The following is an 18,852-nucleotide window of genomic DNA, read 5'->3' on the forward strand; positions in this document are numbered from 1 at the left end:
GGGGCTGGATTCGGGGCGGGTGGGTTCGGTCTCGAAGCGTTCCAGGGCTTGCCATGCGAACACGGTAATAGCGACCGTCTGCGGTACAGCGGTGACGGGCCGCGGGGTGATCGATCCTGAGGGTCAAGCGTCTTAGGAACGACGGCGGCGTTACAGGGAGGGGGTGGGGCGTTGGGAATCCGGTAGATCGTTCATGCATGGAACTCCTGCTGGAGCCTATGCTGTAAAATGGCGACCGTCCTGCGATTCCACCGTCGTCCGTTGAGGGTTTCCCCATGAAGGGAGTCGTCTTCACCGAATTCTTGAGCTTTGTCGAAGGCCGATTTGACCTGGTGATGGTCGATCATTTGATCACGGCCACGGATCCGGCGTCGGGGGGGGCGTACACGGCGGTGGGGACCTATGACGCTTCGGAATTGGTCGACATGGTGGCCGAGTTGAGCCTCCGGACGGGGATTCCAGCTGCCGAGTGGATCAAGGCCTTCGGCGGGCATCTGTTTCAGCATTTTGTCCGCGATCATGCGGCGACGATGGGGCAGGTCACGACATCTGAAGCCTTGCTCAGTTCGGTCGAAGACCGCATCCACGTCGATGTGCGAAAGTTGTTTCCCGATGCCGAGTTGCCGACGATCGGTTTTGAGCAGATCGATGACCGGACGAGCGAGGTGACGTATCAATCCACGCGACCGTTTGCCGACCTGGCCGAAGGGCTGATCGCGGCCGCCATCAAACACTTCGCGGATCCGATCACGATGACCCGTGAGGATTTGCATCCAGGTGACGGAACACGGGCAAAATTTAAGCTTGTTCGGCGGTGACTTGCGACGCATACCTTTGCAAAAGGCGAGCGTATGCATCCAACAACCGATCCGACCAGCGACGAAGCAGCACTCTACAAGAGAATGTTCGCCCGGGAACGTGCTGCGCGGATCGAAGCCGAGCGTCTGTTGGAACAGAAAAGCCTGGCCCTCTACGACACCAATTTGGAGTTGATCGACGCGCTGGCGATGCAGCGTCGAGAGGCGTTTTATCAGACCACGATTTTGGAAACCGTCAAAGACGGGATCTTGACGATCGCGGCGGACGGCATCATCCAAACCGCCAACCCCGGCGCCTGCCACCTGTTCGGGTATGACCACGCCGATCTGCTCGGCATGGTGGTCGAAGACCTGCTCTCGCTTGACGCAACGAAAACGCGTCCCACCGCCGACAATCATTTCCTGGCAGATCTTTGCACCACGCAGCATCCCGTCCTCGAAGCGATCGGGAAATCCGCCGAAGGCAACAAACTGACGTTGGAACTGTCGGCCAGTTATGGGCAAATCGAAGACGAAGCCTTGATCACCTGGGTCGTTCACGATGTCGGTTTCATCGATGCGATCAAACGTCAATCGAACTTGAGCCAGCGGCTTGAGGGAATCGGTGAATTGGCAGCCGGGATCGCGCACGAAATCAATACGCCGATCCAATTCGTGATCGAGAACACAAAATTCATCGGCGAGGCCTACGCGGCGGTTCACCGCGGGTTGGATATCTATCAAAGCCAACTGGCGGATGACCCCACGATCCGGCAAGCCCTCCAAACCGCATGCCCCGCCGATGAGCTTGCGTTCTATCTCGACGAGGTCCCCGCCGCGGTGGAGGAAACAAAAGCCGGGGCGGCGCGAATCGGTGAAATCGTGACGGCGATCAAGGAGTTTTCACATCCGGGCACCGAAGCGATGACGTCAATCAGCCTGAATGATTTGGTGTCGACCGCGGTGACGGTGACCAACAACAACTGCAAGTACGTCGCCACTGTTCATTGTGAACTCGATGGATCTCAACCGACCGTTTCCTGTTTACGCGGCCAGATCACGCAAGTGATGGTGAACTTGATCGTCAATGCCGCAGACGCGATTGCCGAGAAACAACAGCGTCACGGAAGCGGACAAGGGACGATCACGGTCCGGACAGGCGGTGATGACTGCGAGGTGTTTTTCTCCGTCGCGGACACGGGCATGGGCATCGAACCGGAACACCTGGAGAGAATCTTTCTGCCGTTTTTCACCACGAAAGATGTCGGCAAGGGGACGGGGCAAGGCCTTGCCATCACGCATTCGATTGTGGTCGAAAACCATCGCGGACGCATCGATATCCAGAGCCTGCCCGGGGTAGGGACGGAATTCATCGTCCGGCTGCCACGCATGCCCGAGCAGACCAACGAAGCGATCGAGTGATCGCTCCACGTCGATCGATGGCGATCATTCGCTGTCTCGATGTGCGAGCACCACCAGCATGCCCACCCATTCCGCGATCAGTTGAGCGAATCGAGACAGAACGGCCAACGAGAATCCGACGTCGTAGGGCAACCATGGCAACAGCAGCGCCGCTAGCGTCGCTTCTCGGACGACCAGCCCGCCGGGAGAGAAGAAGGCTAAGAATCCAACGATCCAGGCGATCCCGGTCGCCGCGATCATCGCGATGGGCGGAACCGTGGCCGCCGGAGCGAGCGCGGAAACCATCGTCAGATTGATCAACCCGTTCAAGCAACCCATGACCAGGAAATAGATCAACGCCCAAGTCAGGCACTTGATCCGCCACTGCGTTGCCCGCAAACACGCGATCTTTTCTGCCAGCGAGTTGAGTTTGCGTTGGAGCAAACCACGCGTCGCGTAGCCGACTGGGATCAACAGCATGATCGCGACGCCGGCAGAGATGATCTGTCGTTGGTTAAGGCCCGAACCGCCGGACACTTCAGCGACGAACGTTGAGAACTCTTGCCAGTGAAAGACTAGACCGATGCCACCGACGGCCAGAGCCGCCAGGATCGTGATCAACAATTCCAACAACATCGATGCGGTCGCGGTTGCGACCGGGACGCCGATGCGTTTGGCTCCGACCGCCCGACTGGTGTAGCCCCAGATTCCGCCGGGCAGCCAACGTCGCGATTCGGCGTGCAACCACAGCTTGGTCGTGGGAAGCACCGCGACCCGGTGTCCGAGGCCATGCAAGACCAGCGCCCAACCGATGGGATTGACGATGCGGTAGACGATTGCCAGCGAGGTCGCGACGAGGAATGCGGTCGATGTGATCGACCCGGTCAGTTGGTAGGTTGCGTTGAGTTTCCAGCCGGTCCACATCATCATCGCCAGAACGACCAGGCTGGTGATGCGTCTGGCCAGCGAGCCGAGCCCGACGCGCGGCGTGATTGGCGTGATCACGGATGGGGTGGCGAGTGAGTGCATGATTCATCGAGAGCAAGAAAAGGAGTGGGAATGGGTGTGGCGACCGCTAGGCGGCGTGGAGCCGGCGGGCGTAAGGTTTGGATGGAGCCACTGATTCGTACAACGCGTCGAGATCGCGGACGATTCGAGACCAGCTAAAGGTTGTCTTGGCGAATCGGAATCCCGCGCGACCGAACTTTTCGCACTTCGCCGGGTTCTCCAGAAGATCCAGGAGTGCGTCGGCCAGCGCGGTCGGATCTTTTTCGGGAACCAGATAGCCGGTCTCGCCATGGCGGACGGTGTCCGGAATTCCCCCGACGCGGCTGGCGACGACCGGTTTCAAGTGGCTGTATGCTTCGATCGACCCGATGCCCAAACCTTCGGCGTCACCCCAGCTGTCAACGATACCCGGATTCACCCACACGTCACACTTGGCGTATTCTTCGGCCAGCCGTTGTTGTGACACAAACCCCAAGAACTCCACGGCGTCGTTCAATCGCAACTTTCGGCAGAGTGCTTCCAGCTTTGATCGCTGATCACCATCGCCGGTGATGATGAACTTTGCCTCGATGTTGGAGAGGATTTCAGGGATGGCCAACAACAGATATTGCAGCCCCTTGCGTTCGATCAGTCGGCCGGTGAACAGCACACGTGGAACACCGCCAGACTTCGCGTTGGCCGACGCCGCATTCACGGTCGTTCCGTAGGGCAATACCCTGCACGGCAGCCCACTGCACTCGGTCACCATGCGGGCGGTATCGGAACTGTTGGCGATCCTCAAGTCGGCCGATCGCAAGGACTGACGAAGGAACGGTGTGATCCATTGTTTGCGTCGAGCCAGCGAGAACTCTGCGCCGTGCGACATGATCACCAGCGGCTTGCCGCTGACCCAACGAGCGATTTGCCCCATCAATCCGTGGGGAAACGGCCAGTGGACGTGGATCACATCGAAATTGCCCCGAAACGCCAGACGGGCCGCCGCGATGCAACCCATCATGATGTACGGGATGGCCAACAGTTGCATGGCGGCCTTGCGGACTTTGTAGGTCGCCCCCTCTTCATGTGTCAACGTTTCGAGGCTTGCCGGCGCGTAACGAAAACGGTGGACCCGGATCCCATCCAACTTGTGTGACCGCAGTCCCTTGTAGGACGGTGCGAGCACGGCGATCGCGTGACCTTGGTTTGCCAACTGCCGATGGATTTCTCGCATCCACGGGACGGCATAATCCTCGCTGTGACGCGGATAGGTGGACGTGATGACGAGGATTTTCTTGCTGTGGGACATGATGCGGCTCTGGTGTGGTCGGATGGATCGGTCGGAGATGGAGTGGTGCGTTGTGAAACGGAATGTCAAAACGCGACGAGTTAACGCGGTCGCGGCAAGAGGCTTCAGACCGCCAGCGATTCATGCTCTGCGATCGACAGGGCTGAGACGGTTTGGGTACGACGGGGGCCGGCATCGCTGTGTCGCTGCGCGTGCGATTGAGTGTCGGCGACGATTCGATGTTCGGACGAGGGTTGCCTGCGGTGCTGGCGAATCATCAGTTCGCTGAGCAACCCGGCGAGCACGCAAGCGCCGCCCATTGCCACCAGGCAGGCGGCCGCCAGCAGGCAAATGATTCCGTTGGTCGAAAACGGTCCGCAGATCAGGCCGGACAACGCCACGATCAACGCGACTGCGGCGTAGGCGACGGCAAATGCGTTGGCAAAATGACTCGGCCGCTCGCGATAGACGCGTAAGAATCCGATCGTCAGCATGTCGCTGAATCCGCGTAGGAAGCGTTCGATGCCATATTTGGAAACGCCGAATTTCCGCGCATGGTGCTCGACGACAATTTCGCTCACATTGAACCCCTGCATCCCGGCCAGGGATGGAACCATTCGATGCAGTTCGCCGAACAGGCGAATCGATTTTGCAACGTCGCGGCGATAGGCCTTGAAGCCGCAGTTGTGGTCGTGCAACTTGACGAGGCTGAATCGACTGAGCATCCGGTTGAAGATGCGGCTCGGCAGCACCTTGTGCCAGGGGTCGTGGCGAACCGCTTTCCAACCGCTGACCAAATCATCGCCCTGGTTCAGTTTTTCGATGAAGCGAGGGATTTCACGCGGGTCGTCTTGCAGATCCGCGTCCATCGTGAAAATGATCTCGCCCTCGGCGACATCAAACCCGGCTTGCAACGCCGCGGCTTTTCCCCGGTTGCTGCGGAATCGCAATCCCCGCACGTGGTTCGGATGAATGTCAGCCAGTGCTTGGATGACCGCCCAGGAATCATCCGTGCTGCCGTCATCGACAAAAATCACTTCGACGTCCTCAGGCTCGTCGACATTCTGAAAGATGCCATTCACCAGTTCTTCCAGCGTCGCTTCTTCGTTCATGACCGGAATGACGAACGAAATTCGTGCCGCATTCTGGTCTTCATTGAAGGCACGAATGGAGCGGTAAGCATCATCGGAAGCCGAAGCGCCCGGGAGGCGGTAACGATTGGCGGGGATGGACATCAGCAGTTTTCCTGGGCGGGTGATGGAAACGGGTGCCCTGGCTTCGTTGCCAGGTCTGCAGTGCTTCCTTGCCATTGCTGTGCCAATGTCAAAGCCGGTAAACGTTACGTGGTTTCCGTTCCGATCGTCCGCAATGCAACCATTGTTCATGGCATTGATCAAGACACGGCGTCGACGGACCGTCAATCTTTCAGTGGCGACTGTAAAAGATGCCGGTACTTCTTCCTGCCCTCCAGAACTCAGCGGATGTAAACGATCCGTTTCAGTTCTCGCGCTGTCGGGCGGTTCGAAAACACGGTCAGAGTTACCGTCAGGTTCGTGGTCTCAATTGGATGGACGGCAAGGTTTACCGTCCGAAGCTGGACTGGACGTGCGAAGTCCGGTAGGGATTACAGGTCTTTGGCTGCAAATCGGATTGGCGCGGCGGATGCAACCCTGAACGACCATGCTTCAGCGTTCCGCATCTTGATTCACCGCGACTAAAGGAAACGATTATGAAAGTCACCGTCATCGGAAACGAATGTATCGGCTTGGTCACCAGCGCGAGTTTTTCTATCCAGGGTCATGACGTCATCTGGGCCGACGAGGACACATCGGCGATCGACAGTCTGCGACGGGGCGAGCGCTCGTTGGAGGATCCGGGATTACAGGACCTTCTCGATTTGGGTGCTTCTTATGGTCGTTTACGGATTAGCGGCAACGTGTCGGAATCGGTCGCGAAGTCCGACGTCGTGTTCTTGGCCGTGGCGAATTCCGCCGGCCGGGTCGATGATCAATCGCACGACGAACTGGACAGCATCGCGGAGTCCGTTGCCTGTTCGTTAAAGAAAGGCGCGGTCGTGGTCGTCAAGGGAGCGATCACGTGTGATGCCATTGAGCGCGTCGAGTCGGTGATGCAAGAGGTGAGCGGTCGTCGTGTGGATGTGGCCGGCCACATTCAATCGCTCGCCGAAGCGACATCGGTGGACCAGACCATCAATCCCCGACGAATCGTCTTGGGCGTTTCGAACGTTCGCGTAGGCGAGCTGTTGTATCGGCTCTACGGACCGCTGTCGGCGTCTGCGGACGACTGTCGATTGATGATGTTGTCACCCGAGAGTGCGGAGATGTCTCAGGTTCTGCAACATTTTGAAAACGATTTAGTCGGAAAGCAGGTGTCGATCTGGGGTGTGTCGATGGAATCCGAATCGGGAACCCGGTGCAATCCCGCGGCGATCCGGTTGATCGAATCGTTGTTGGAAATGGGGGCAAGCGTGCACGTCCATGATTCCGCGGGGCTGCAGGCGGCGGAGCAGCATTTCGGTGATCGAATCGGCCATTTTGAGAACAAGTATGACGCCGTGGCCGGCTCCGACGCGCTCGTGGTGATGGCGGCTTGCTCGGAATACATCGGAGTCGATCCCGGGGTGTTGCGCTGGCGGATGCGGAACGGCGTCGTCTTTGATGCGGCTCAATGCCTCAATCGGGATTGGTTTTCGCGTTCTTCGTTTGACTACTACTTGATCGGCCCTGCGCCGCTTCGTCACAACGATGCATCGCTGATGGGTTCCTTCACGCGGGGGCGGTTGTCGCGTCTGGCGGCGTGAGCGATCCGCAGTTCCGCCGCGCCGGTTCGGGGCGAACACCACTGCGAAGCCTGGATTGGCCCGATTGACGCGACGATCCGTAGACGCGAACTCGCTTTTTGGCGATGATCCGGCCATCACCTGCCGCGCCGCAGTGGAGCGATCCCCGTATAATGCCCCCCACTGGAAAGTTCTTTTCCACTAATCGGAGGTCGGTTTCACGGTTCGGACGGCTTCCCTTGTCGTCGCTCATCCAAAGCCGAACCTTCATCACATCTATCAATTCGCATGATCGGATCACTCTGTTGTTTAAGTCTGGCGTTGATCGCCGAAGTCGAACCGGCCATGGAAGGCGGCGAGGCGGGCGGCGGCGGTCGGACGCTGCTGTTTCTGACGATTGCGGTCTTTCTGATCATTTTGAACGGCTTTTTTGTGGCGGCGGAATTCGCGCTCGTCAAAGTGCGGGTCTCACGGATCGAGCAGCTCGCCCGTGAAGGCAAACTGTTCGCCAACACCGCCCGATGGCTTGCCGAGCGTTTGGACGAATCGCTTTCGGCATGCCAACTCGGGATCACGATGGCCTCCCTGGCACTCGGCTGGGTCGGTGAACCGGCGTTTTCCAAATTGGTCGAGCCGTTGCTGGGGTGGGTGGGGGTGACCGATGAAGCCGTCGTGAAGGTGATTGGATTTGCGATCGCGTTTTCGGTGATCACCGGGCTGCACCTGGTGACCGGCGAGCAGTTCCCCAAGATCTTTGCCATCCGCCGCCCTGAACAGGTGTTGTTGTGGTGTGCGATTCCGCTCAAGTTCTTCTACGTCATCCTGTATCCGTTTCTCACCATTCTGAACATCGTCACGACGTATCTGTTGAAACTGGTGGGCATCCGGGGAGCGTCGGATCACGAATCGGTCAGTACGGAAGACGAGATCCGTGCGTTGCTGACCGAGGCGCATGTCCATGGCAATCTGACGCGTAGCGAACACCGTCTGATCAACAACGTGTTTGAGTTCGACGATCTGATCGTGCGGCGCGTGATGCTGCCCCGCGGCGACGTCATTTTTTTCGATGTCAACGAACCGATTTCGGTGCTCCGCGAATTGGTTCGGACGACCATGCACACTCGTTACCCGGTCTGTGACCGATCGTTGGACAAGGTGTTGGGCGTGGTGCACATCAAGGACTTGTTGACCGTTCCCGAAGCGGATTCGGACTTCGATGTCCGGACCATCATTCGTCCGCCCAAGAAGGTCCATGAGACGATGCCGATCAGCAAGGTGCTGAGACATTTTCAGGCGACGCATCAGCTGATGGCGTTTGTGATTGACGAATATGGCACAATCACCGGGATGGTGACGCTGGAAAATGTGCTCGAACGGATCGTCGGTGAAGTCGACGATGAGTTTGATAACGCTGATCCGAACATTGTCCCCGAAGGAAAGGGCGAATTTGTCGTCAACGGCACCACGCCGATCGACGAAGTGCGACGCCGACTGGCCATCCCGCTCAACGAATCCGACGAGGCGGACACGATCAGTGGCATGCTGATGGACTTTCAACAAAAGATTCTGGCCCAGGGAGACCGCATCGAGTTGGACGGAGCGGTCGCGGAGGTGCTGGAGATGAAGAACGATAGCGCCACCAAAATTCGTTTCCGTCTGGCGAGCCCGGAATGATCGATTCAGCGACCGAGGGGGGAAGTGGAAAAAACTTTTCCGCTGGTTGAAAGGGATTTCCCAGTCGCCTGCCTTGCGTCGTCCCTGGGCCAACGAATTCCCGGTCCAAAGCAGTTTATCAACGCGATGGCATGCGTTGTGCTCTGCATCACCGTCGGATGTAAGCGGTGCAGTCTCCGCACATCGATCTGATCGGCGCTGTTGTTGATCGATCGATCGTGCTGAATCCCGCACGATGTCAGCACGAAGACGGCAACCGACCGGGGGAGGTGTGGGATGAGCGACCAGATTTGGCAAGTTCAGCGAGGCGAAGGCCCGTTGGTTGCGACTGCGGTCCACGACGGACACTTGATGCGCGACGATGTCTTGTCGCACGTCAAACTCGATGATCTGGGTCGGCTCCGAGAAGAAGACCCCTTCACCGGACATTGGACGAAGTGTGCACCCACTCGGGTCGTCGGATTGCGGTCACGGTTCGAAGTCGATTTGAACCGTCCACGCGATAAAGCTGTCTATCGGACCCCCGAGGATGCGTGGGGGTTGACGGTTTGGAACGACAATCCGGCCGATGAAATGTTTGCAAAATCATTGGACGAGTACGACGCGTTTTATGCCGCGATGCAAGAAATGCTGAGCGGAATCGTGGCCGAGCAGGGACACTTCATCCTTTACGATCTGCACACCTACAACCACCGACGTGCCGGGCCGGCCGGGGCGGTCGCCGATCCGCTGGAAAATCCTCAGGTCAACATCGGCACGGGAACGATGGACCGCCGACGTTGGGGACATGTGGTGGACGCGTTGATCGAAGGGTTGCGCGAGTTCGATTTTCCCGGTGGCAAGCTTGATGTTCGGGAGAATGTCAAGTTTCGAGGCGGCAACTGGCCGCGCTGGATTCACGAAACCTTTCCGACCACCGGCGTCGCGATCGCAATCGAATTCAAAAAGTTCTTCATGGACGAGTGGACCGGCCAGCCGGATCCCGCCGCCGTCGACGCGATTTCCGATGCCCTTCAATACTCGGTGCCCTTTGTCATGGACGCCTTCAACCACCCGCGGCTTGTTTAAAGTGATGACCACCACCACGCACGGAAAACGAACGATTGCTAAGGCCGACAAGAACCGCGTACCGGACTCGTTGATCGCCGCGGTTTGCGATCGATTGTCGCGGAACGAACGCGTGCGTCGGACGTTGCCGCACAAGGGGCGTCTGCACATCGACCGACAAGTTCCGTTCCTGTGTGTTTATCGCCAGCCGCCGGAGTACGATGATGCCGGGACCGAGCAACTGGTGCGGGGCGAGGCCTCGTATCTAATCGGATCGGGAGCGGCAGAGTTTCATGACAGTCTGTCGAGGCTGGTCGGGACGGTCGTCAAGACACTGTCGGCCGAGTTTGGGGCGTTTCTGATCGTCGAAATCTGGTCATCGCCCGATGGCGGCAAGGCCAACGATCCGGCTGTGCCGTCGGTGCTGCCGACCTTCACGATTCAAGCACCCGCAACCGCGAAACTGGACAATACCGTCGAGTCGCTTCGCAAACGGCTTCAGAAAATGAAGATTCTGAAGCACGGGGTTGAGGTACAAGTGGTTCGCGGCGGCACGATCTGTCCGCCCGGAATGAAGCCGCTGATCGATTCGCCGCATGCGCGTGAAATGAACTGCTGGAAGATCGGTTTGATGGTCCCGCCGGTGTTCCGCAAAGCCAACACCTCCGTCGAGTTTCCGCTCTTGATGGGCCAGTTGCGCCGGAGTCTCAGTCATGCGCTTCGACACGCCTATTTTGAGTTTGCTTGTGACCGGACGACACATAGCCCCGACCACTTTCATACGCTCGGTCGCAAAGCGGTGGTCAAAGCGGTCTGGGACATCGACCGACAACTCGCCGAGGTCAGCAACCAATTCGATTATTTGGTTCAGTTGACGCCCGTCAATTCGACCAGTGCGTGGAAGGAATTCGAAGCCGGGCAGTGCAAGCATCCGCCCGAGTTTCACTATCGGCCGCTGCCGATCGATCCCGCGCTGCTGAAACGTCAGCTCTATAAGATTCCGATCGAACGCGTCGAAGATCCCTCGTTGCAGCGAATCTTTGAAGAAAAGCAGGAAGAGCTGGATCTGAAGCTCACCATGTTGCGGGATCGCGACACGCCGCGATTCAAGCACCTCAGTATGGCGCTGTTCGGCGGAGTCAACGATGCCGTGCTCCGCGTCGCCAAGGAGTTGTTGACGACGGTGCCGGCGAAGGCTTCCTCGAGCAAGGCGAACCTGTTTTCGGCCAAACAGTTTGCCGCGTGTGTCCAGAAGGAGATTGATCACTACCGTGACGCCTGTCCGGACTTCAAAGCCAAAGTTGTGATTTCGGACGACGCCAGCGGTCTGATCGTCTCTCGCGGCAAGCTGATGGTGAATTCTGATTTGACGCTCGCCGAGGATCGAGTGGCGGCCTTGCTGGCACACGAAGTCGGAACGCACCTGGTGACCTATTACAACGGGCGATTGCAACCGTTTCAACAACTCTATTCGGGGCTGGCCGGATATGAAGAGTTACAGGAAGGTCTGGCTGTGTTGTCAGAGTATTTGGTCGGCGGATTGACGAATTCGCGAATGCGGCAGTTGGGTGCCCGCGTCGTCGCGGTTCGTCAAATGGTTGATGGTGCGTCCTTCGTCGAGAATTTCCATTCGATCCATGAAGAGTACGGTTTGAGTAAACGAGCGGCGTACAACGTCGTGATGCGGGTCTACCGTGGCGGCGGATTGACGAAGGATTGCGTGTACCTGCGCGGGCTGGTCGCGATTCTGAAATACGTACAAAAAGGCGGCGACTTGAACCCGCTGTTGGTTGGGAAAATGGCGGTCAAGCACATTCCGATCATCAAAGAATTGCAGTATCGCGGTGTGCTCGGCAAGGCACCGATCACGCCTCGGTTCATGCAAGACCCGGTCGCGATTGCGCGGCTGGCAAAGCTACGCGGCGGCACAGGCTCTGTCGTGGATTTGGTGTCGGACCTCAAGACAACTGGACGTGTCGGATGAGATTGGGAATCGTGGTGAACGTGATGGGAAGCGAAGAGGCCGGTGCGACGACGTATCGTTTAGCCGCCGAGGCGACCAGTCTGGGGCATGAGGTCTGGATCGTCAGCACGGGAAATCTGTCCTACGACGCCGACGACACGATCGGCGCGTTCGCCCGCATGGTGCCGCCGGGAAAATACAGTTCAGAAAAATACCTGACGGTGCTCAAGGGACCCAAGGCGATCAACGAGTGGATCACGGTCGACGATCTGGATGTGCTGCTGTTGCGGAGCAATCCATCGGTCCAGCGCGCTTGGGCTCAATCTGCCGGAATTCACTTCGGTCGACTCGCGATGCGACGCGGCGTGATCGTGTTGAATGATCCCAACGGATTGTCCAAGGCGATGAACAAGTTGTATTTGCAAACATTCCCCGAACCGGTTCGCCCAAGAACGTTGGTCACCCGCAGTCTGAGTCGCGTGACAAAATTCTTGGACGAAGAAAAAACGATCATTCTGAAGCCGTTGCAGGGTTCCGGCGGGACGGGCGTTTTTATCGCTCGGAGCGATGAAAACCATAACATGGAAGACATCTTTGAATCGGTCAGCCGCGACGGTTACGTGATTGCCCAGCAGTACCTGCCGGCTGCCGCGGAAGGTGACACACGTTTGTTTTTGATGAACGGGCTGCCGATGCGTCACAAGGGAAAATACGCCGCGTTCCGCCGCGTTCGCACCGGCGATGACATTCGTAGCAACATTCACGCCGGCGGTCGGCTCCGCAAGGCCGTTGTCAACGACACGATGTTCGAGCTGGCCGAAATGGTCCGTCCGCGACTGGTCGAGGACGGCATGTTCTTGGTCGGGCTGGACATCGTGGGCGACAAGCTGATGGAAATCAACGTGTTCTCTCCGGGCGGTCTGGGCAGTGCCCAGAAGTTCGAGAAAGTCAACTTCACTCACGCGGTGCTCGACGCTCTGGAAAGAAAAGTCGACTACATGCGTTATTACCGGCGCAACTTTAGCAACGTTGAACTGGCCACTCTTTAATGCTTATTTACTACTCTCGTGAACCAAAGGCGGATCGATGAAAATTGGATTTGTAGTCAACGATGTTTTGACCGAAGAGGCGGGCTATTCGACCACGCGTTTGGGCTGTGAAGCCGTCAATCAGGGCCACGAGGTGTTTGTCATCGGTGTCGGGGATTTCGCCTACGACCCGGACGAATCGATCCGCGCCCGGGCCCGCAGCGTGCCGCAAAAGAAGTACGGCAACCACGAAGCGTATCTAAAAGATTTGCAGGGCCAAAAGTCCGTCAAGACGCGCATCACGGTGGATGATCTGGACGTATTGATGCTTCGCAACGTGCCTTCGGATGACTATCTCAAACGCCCCTGGGCATCCTCCTCGGCGGCGGAATTCGGTCGTGTGGCGATGCGGCACGGCGTGATCGTGGTGAACGATCCGAACGGATTATCCAAGGCCTCGACCAAAATGTATTTTCAGCTGTTCCCCGAGGAAGTGCGTCCACGAACACTGATCACCCGTGACCGAGACGAGATCAAGGAGTTCGCAAAGTCTGAAGGCCGCTGCGTGCTCAAGCCGTTGCAGGGTTCGGGCGGTGCCAGTGTGTTTCTGGTGACCGAGAGTGACATTCCGAACTTGAACCAAATGATCGACGCGGTCAGCCGGGACGGATTTGTGATCGCGCAGGAGTATTTGCCGGCGGCAGCTGATGGCGACATGCGGTTGTTCATCATGAACGGCCGACCGCTGCAAGTGAAAGGGAAATACGCCGCGTTCCGACGTGTTCGCAGCGGCGGGGACATGCGCAGCAACATCCATGCTGGCGGCAAGCTTGCGGCGGCTGAGATCGGTGAATTGGAACTAAAGATCGCCGAGATCGTGCGTCCCAAACTGGTCCAAGACGGGATGTTCTTGGTCGGCTTGGACATCGTCGGCGACAAACTGATGGAAATCAACGTGTTCAGCCCCGGTGGGTTGGGCAGCGCCCAGAAGTTCACGAAGATTAATTTCAACAAATACGTGATCGCGGCGCTGGAACGCAAAGTGAACTACATGCAGTACTATGGACGAAACTTTGACAACGTCGACATGTGCACGCTGTAATGTCGCAGTCAGAGAGAGTGCAATCTGACGTTTGCGAAGACCACGAAGCGATCTCCGATTCCGTCATCGACGGGATCTGTGCGCGGTTGGCCGAGGACAAGCGGATTCGCCAGCGGTTGCCCGGCGGCGGGATACTGCAGATGGACCGGCTGTTGCCGTTTCTGTGTGTTTATCGCCGTAACCCTCGACGGCGCGACGAGGGGACGGCGCGGTTGGTGATGTCCGAGGCGTCGTTCCTGTGCGCCCCCGGGACGGCTCCCGTACGGGCCGGGCTGAAACGTCTGGTTCGCCGGATTGCCGAAACCGCGATCGAGCGTCTCGGTTCGTTTTTGATCCTCGAAGTCTGGGCCGGCGAAGATCGTCCGGAGTACGATCCGTCGACGGGCGAGATCGAGTTGCCGCGTCCGGAGTTTCAATTGTTGACGCGGCGTCCGCATCGACCCGAAGGCACGGTGGCGACGTTGCAGTTTGCGTTGCAGCAGATCAGTCTGCATCGCAAGAAGGCCGCCGTGCAAGTCAACATGCACGCTCAGAATCATCCGCCCGGGATGACGTCGTTGATTCGCGAAGCGATCGAAACCAAGATCGGATGCCATGTCTTGGGGTTGCAGGTGCGTCCGGTCTATCGCGATCCGGAATCCGGGGAAGTCTACGATCGCGTGGCGACAACGTTTGTTCGCGATGTGTCTCATTCACTGAAAAAGGGCTTCTTTGCGTTCGCGCTCAATCGAACAGAGGTTCGTCCGGAGCATTATTTTTCACTCGGTGTGAGTCGATTGTCCAAGCAAGTGCTGGTGATCGATCGCCAGTTGGCCGACCTGAGCCGACAATTCAAGTTCCTGTTGCTGGTCACGCCGATCAATGCCGAGCGGGCCTGGGACAAGTTTTCGGAATCAGGGTTCCGCAAAACCCCGGCCTTTCAGTACCGACCGTTGGATGTTGACCCGCTGCTGCTGAAGCGGCGGCTGATGAAGATCCCGACCGAGCGGGTGACCGATCCGACGTTGTCGTATGTGCTCCGGCAAGCCCAGTCAGAGCTGGATCGACAGATTTCGATGCTCGCCGATATCGGGACCCATCGTTTTTTGCCGGGCAGTTTGCAAGTCTTTGAGGGCGTCAAACCGAAACTTCGCGAGCTGTCCCTCGGGATCCTGCAAACGCTGTCCAATCGCGACTCGGCGTCCAAGGAGTTGCCGATGCTCGACGCAACCGCATTTGCTCAACTGGCGAATGCCGAAATCCAATACTATCGGTCTCAATCGCCCGCGTTTCTCGCCCAGGCCAGCGTCCGCGACGACATGTTTTCGGGGTTGATGGTGGCCGGCGCGGAACTGTTGATCGGCCGCGAAACTCGGATCGCGGAACGACGCGCCGACGCGCTGCTGCAACATGAAGTCGGAACGCATTTGGTCACCTACTTCAACGGCGCGACTCAGCCCCTGCGATTGCTGCAGGTCGGGTTGTCGGGTTATGACGCGTTGCAAGAGGGACTGGCGGTGCTGTCGGAGTACCTGGTCGGCGGGTTGAGTGAGGCGCGGTTGAGAACGCTGGCTGCGCGCGTGGTCGCCGTCGACGGTATGATACGGGGCGAGACGTTCGTCAGTGTCTTTGAGCAGCTCGTCGACGGGTTCGGATTCGAGCCGCGGACGGCCTACACGATCACCATGCGAGTGTTTCGTGGCGGCGGATTGACCAAGGACGCGTTGTACCTGCAGGGCTTAGTCGAAATCCTGAACTATTTGGGCGGTGGTGGTGAAGTCGAACCGCTATTGATCGGCAAGATCGCGGTCGAACATGTACCGGTCGTCCGCGAGTTGCTGTTTCGAGGCATCCTGCGGCCGGCTGCGCTGAGACCCAAGTACCTTGATTCGCCGGAGGCGCAAACGCGACTCGGCGGCATCCATTCCCGAACCACAGTCCTTGATCTTCTCGACAACGAAAAGGGTAGATAATGCGAATCGGCTTCCTCGTTAACGACGTCTCCACCGAAGCGGGCAATTTTACGACCAGTCGGTTGGGCCAGTCGGCGGTCAATCTGGGACATGAAGTTTGGGTGATGGGAGTGGGCGATTTGGCCTACGACCCCGACGGCATGATTCGCGCCCGGGCCAGCTCGGTTCCCAAGCAACGGTATAGCAACTCGGACACCTACACGGCGGACCTGCAAGGCAAGAAGGCCGTTCGCAAACGCATCACCGTCGACGAACTGGACGTGTTGATGCTACGCAACGTTCCCTCGGACGACTATTTGTCGCGACCTTGGGCGGCAACCACGGCCAGCGAATTTGCCCGGACCGCGATGCGTCACGGGGTGATCGTGTTGAGCGATCCGACGGGTTTGTCGCAAGCATCGAGCAAGATGTATTTTCAATTGTTTCCCGAAGAGGTGCGGCCGAAAACGCTGATCACCCGTGACCGCGAGGACATCAAACAGTTCGCCAAGGAAGAGGGAAAGATCGTCATCAAACCGCTGCAGGGTTCCGGCGGCGCGAGTGTTTTCTTGGTGCGTCCCGAAGACATCCCCAACCTGAACCAGATGATCGATGCGGTCAGTCGAGACGGTTTTGTGATTGCCCAGGAGTTCCTGCCCGCGGCCGAACAGGGGGACACCCGATTGTTCGTGATGAATGGTCGACCGCTCCGTGTGAAAGGCAGGTACGCTGCGTTTCGACGCGTCCGCAGTGGTGGCGACATGCGAAGTAACATTCATGCCGGGGGCCAGAAGGCGGCCGCCGAAATCGACCACACCGCGCTTCGGATCGCGGAGATTGTGCGTCCCAAGTTGGTTCAAGACGGCATGTTCCTGGTCGGTTTGGACATCGTCGGTGACAAATTGATGGAAATCAACGTGTTCAGCCCCGGCGGGCTGGGCAGCGCCCAACAGTTCGAAAAAGTGAACTTTTCGGCGCACGTGATTGAGGCGATCGAACGAAAAGTCCACTACATGCAGTACTACGGACGGAACTTCGACAACGTCGAAATGTGCACGTTGTAAGCACGCGGCTGTTGCACGTGGTGCTTGTTTTTCCGCTCCTCTGGCCGAATGGGCACGCTGTCGTTGCGTTCACAGTAGAATAGTGGCAGCGTCGTTTCGTTCCTTCGGTGACTTCTGCTGCCTGCGGGCATTTGCGCCCCGATCGAGGTCAATGTGGCGAAGAACATCCTCGTCTTCGAGATTGATGAGCGTCAACTTGGCGTATCGGCCGATTTGGTGGTCGAAGTCGTCCGCGCGGTGACGCCCCTGTCGCTGCCGCGGGTCCCCGAAACCGTGATGGGGATCATCAATCTTCGCGGCGAGGTGGTTCCGGTGCTGGACACCCGCAAGTGCTTGCGATTGGCGGCGATGCCGGTTCGCCATACCGATCACCTGGTGATCATTCGCGACGGCGCCTTGTGCTATGCCTTGCATGCCGATCGTGCGGTCGATCTCGCGATGCTGCAGTCCGATGCGACGGACGAAGCGGAGGATGATTCCGAGCCGACCGGGCAGCTGGCCAAGACCACGCTCGGGTTTGTCCAATTGCTCAATCCCTGGGATTTGTTGAGTGCCGACGACCGGGCGGAATTGGCGTCCATCATTTCGTCGGCGCCGGCGAGGGAGGCGAAAGGCGGATGAGTGGTGCGGAAAACGAGTCCGAGTTTCGAAACCTGTTGGATTGGTTGACGAAACACACCGGGCTCAAGTTCCGCGAAGACCAACATCGGCACACGATGACGACGCTTCGGCGACTGATGAAGATGGATTGCGTCGAGGGGTTTACGGAGTTTCGTCGCCGTTTGGAAAGGAATCCCCAGTTACTCTCCGACGCGATCGATCAATTGACCGTCGGTGAAACGTATTTCTTTCGCGAGCACCAGCACTTCGAGTTCATCCGCCAGGAGGTCATTCCTGATTTCCGCACGCGTTCGGGACATCACGAGCCGATCCGCGCTTGGTCGGCGGGATGTGCGACGGGCGAAGAGGCCTATTCCTTGGCGATCGTGTTTACGCAAGAACACGTCTCGTCAACGATTTTGGCCACGGACCTTTCCTCCGCCGCGATCGAAAAGGCGCAGCGAGCGGTGTTTCGTCCCTGGTCCTTTCGTGGTCAAGCCTCCGATGCGGTCCGCCCCTTCGTGACCGAGTCCGGGGATCAGTTCACCCTGTCGCAACGGATCAAGAGACGCGTTCAATTTCAGCGGTTGAATTTAGCGGCCAACACGTATCCTTCTTCGGCCAACGGAACCTGCGACATGGATCTGATTCTGTGTCGCAATGTGCTGATTTATTTCGGGGCCGAGACGGTTCGTGAGATCAGTCGTCGCTTGTTCAAGTCCCTATCGCCCGGCGGATGGTTGATCACGGCGTCGGGCGATCCACGGCTGGTCGAACATGCCGACTATGAGGTCGTTGCCTGCGATCACGGTGTGTTCTATCGCCGTCCGCTGGATGCCGAATCGGCGGCAAAAACGGCGACCAGCGGGCGATCACGTTCCAGCCCCTTGACGGACATCGATGCCCGCCGGCGGTCGACCGAACGGGCGTCCGAAAGACTGACTGCTCGAACACTGACTGCTCGGACACTGCTTGCCAAGCCACCCTTTCCTGCGCCCGCGGACCCGGTGACGAAACACCTTGCCTCGGTCACGAGCTTCAACGCCGGCGACGATTTCGGGGAGACGAGTTCGGCGCGGGAACGGGCGGACGATTCCGATGCGTGCCTGGCGCAGATCAAATTGGTCGCTGCGTCGGATCCGGACCGGGCGCTTGAAATCTGTCGCACGGCCA

General features: G+C 58.3%; 15 protein-coding genes. 12 read left to right on the forward strand and 3 right to left on the reverse strand.

Annotation, left to right across the window (positions count from 1 at the left end; genetic code table 11):
• The first annotated feature begins 275 nt into the window (after positions 1-275).
• A complete protein-coding gene (locus ABX749_RS02240; RefSeq protein ID WP_372894577.1) occupies positions 276-818 on the forward strand; it encodes a heme NO-binding domain-containing protein in 543 nt (180 codons plus the stop codon).
• A 33-nt stretch (positions 819-851) separates the two neighbouring features.
• Positions 852-2,219: a nitrogen regulation protein NR(II) gene (locus ABX749_RS02245; protein WP_372894578.1), complete on the forward strand. Its 1,368-nt coding sequence runs from the start codon at positions 852-854 to the stop codon at positions 2,217-2,219.
• A 24-nt stretch (positions 2,220-2,243) separates the two neighbouring features.
• Here ABX749_RS02245 and ABX749_RS02250 read toward each other — a convergent pair whose 3' ends face one another.
• From ABX749_RS02250 to ABX749_RS02260, 3 genes are all read right to left on the reverse strand, one after another.
• Positions 2,244-3,227: a lysylphosphatidylglycerol synthase domain-containing protein gene (locus ABX749_RS02250; protein ID WP_372894579.1), complete on the reverse strand. Its 984-nt coding sequence runs from the start codon at positions 3,225-3,227 to the stop codon at positions 2,244-2,246.
• Positions 3,228-3,273: 46 nt separating this feature from the next.
• Positions 3,274-4,491: a glycosyltransferase family 4 protein gene (locus ABX749_RS02255; protein ID WP_372894580.1), complete on the reverse strand. Its 1,218-nt coding sequence runs from the start codon at positions 4,489-4,491 to the stop codon at positions 3,274-3,276.
• 104 nt (positions 4,492-4,595) lie between these two features.
• Positions 4,596-5,705, reverse strand: coding sequence for a glycosyltransferase family 2 protein (locus tag ABX749_RS02260; protein ID WP_372894581.1), 1,110 nt, complete (start codon positions 5,703-5,705; stop codon positions 4,596-4,598).
• 494 nt (positions 5,706-6,199) lie between these two features.
• Between ABX749_RS02260 and ABX749_RS02265 the strand changes: the two genes are divergently transcribed.
• From ABX749_RS02265 to ABX749_RS02310, 10 genes are all read left to right on the forward strand, one after another.
• On the forward strand, positions 6,200-7,291 hold the full coding sequence (locus ABX749_RS02265) for a UDP binding domain-containing protein (RefSeq protein ID WP_372894582.1): 1,092 nt from the start codon (positions 6,200-6,202) through the stop codon (positions 7,289-7,291).
• Between the two features lie 267 nt (positions 7,292-7,558).
• Complete coding sequence (locus ABX749_RS02270; RefSeq protein ID WP_372894583.1) at positions 7,559-8,944, forward strand: hemolysin family protein; 1,386 nt, start codon at positions 7,559-7,561, stop codon at positions 8,942-8,944.
• Between the two features lie 276 nt (positions 8,945-9,220).
• Entirely contained in the window at positions 9,221-10,012 is a 792-nt protein-coding gene (locus ABX749_RS02275) for an N-formylglutamate amidohydrolase (protein WP_372894584.1), read from the forward strand.
• Between the two features lie 4 nt (positions 10,013-10,016).
• Complete coding sequence (locus ABX749_RS02280; protein WP_372894585.1) at positions 10,017-11,975, forward strand: flavohemoglobin expression-modulating QEGLA motif protein; 1,959 nt, start codon at positions 10,017-10,019, stop codon at positions 11,973-11,975.
• Entirely contained in the window at positions 11,972-13,003 is a 1,032-nt protein-coding gene (locus tag ABX749_RS02285; RefSeq protein WP_372894586.1) for a glutathione synthetase, read from the forward strand. The genes ABX749_RS02280 and ABX749_RS02285 overlap by 4 nt, the downstream gene beginning before the upstream one ends.
• A gap of 37 nt (positions 13,004-13,040) precedes the next feature.
• Positions 13,041-14,084 (forward strand): glutathione synthetase, encoded by a 1,044-nt coding sequence (locus ABX749_RS02290; RefSeq protein WP_095739415.1) that lies wholly within the window; start codon positions 13,041-13,043, stop codon positions 14,082-14,084.
• Positions 14,085-14,101: 17 nt separating this feature from the next.
• On the forward strand, positions 14,102-16,036 hold the full coding sequence (locus tag ABX749_RS02295; protein ID WP_372894587.1) for a flavohemoglobin expression-modulating QEGLA motif protein: 1,935 nt from the start codon (positions 14,102-14,104) through the stop codon (positions 16,034-16,036).
• Positions 16,036-17,079, forward strand: a complete 1,044-nt coding sequence (locus tag ABX749_RS02300) for a glutathione synthetase (protein WP_372894588.1) — start codon at positions 16,036-16,038, stop codon at positions 17,077-17,079. The genes ABX749_RS02295 and ABX749_RS02300 overlap by 1 nt, the downstream gene beginning before the upstream one ends.
• A gap of 153 nt (positions 17,080-17,232) precedes the next feature.
• Entirely contained in the window at positions 17,233-17,700 is a 468-nt protein-coding gene (locus ABX749_RS02305; protein WP_372894589.1) for a chemotaxis protein CheW, read from the forward strand.
• Positions 17,697-18,852: protein-glutamate O-methyltransferase CheR (locus ABX749_RS02310; RefSeq protein WP_372894590.1), on the forward strand; the 1,156-nt coding region annotated here is incomplete at its 3' end. The genes ABX749_RS02305 and ABX749_RS02310, both read left to right, overlap by 4 nt.

The organism is Stieleria sp., assembly GCF_041595215.1.
Taxonomy (GTDB): Bacteria; Planctomycetota; Planctomycetia; order Pirellulales; family Pirellulaceae; genus Stieleria; species Stieleria magnilauensis.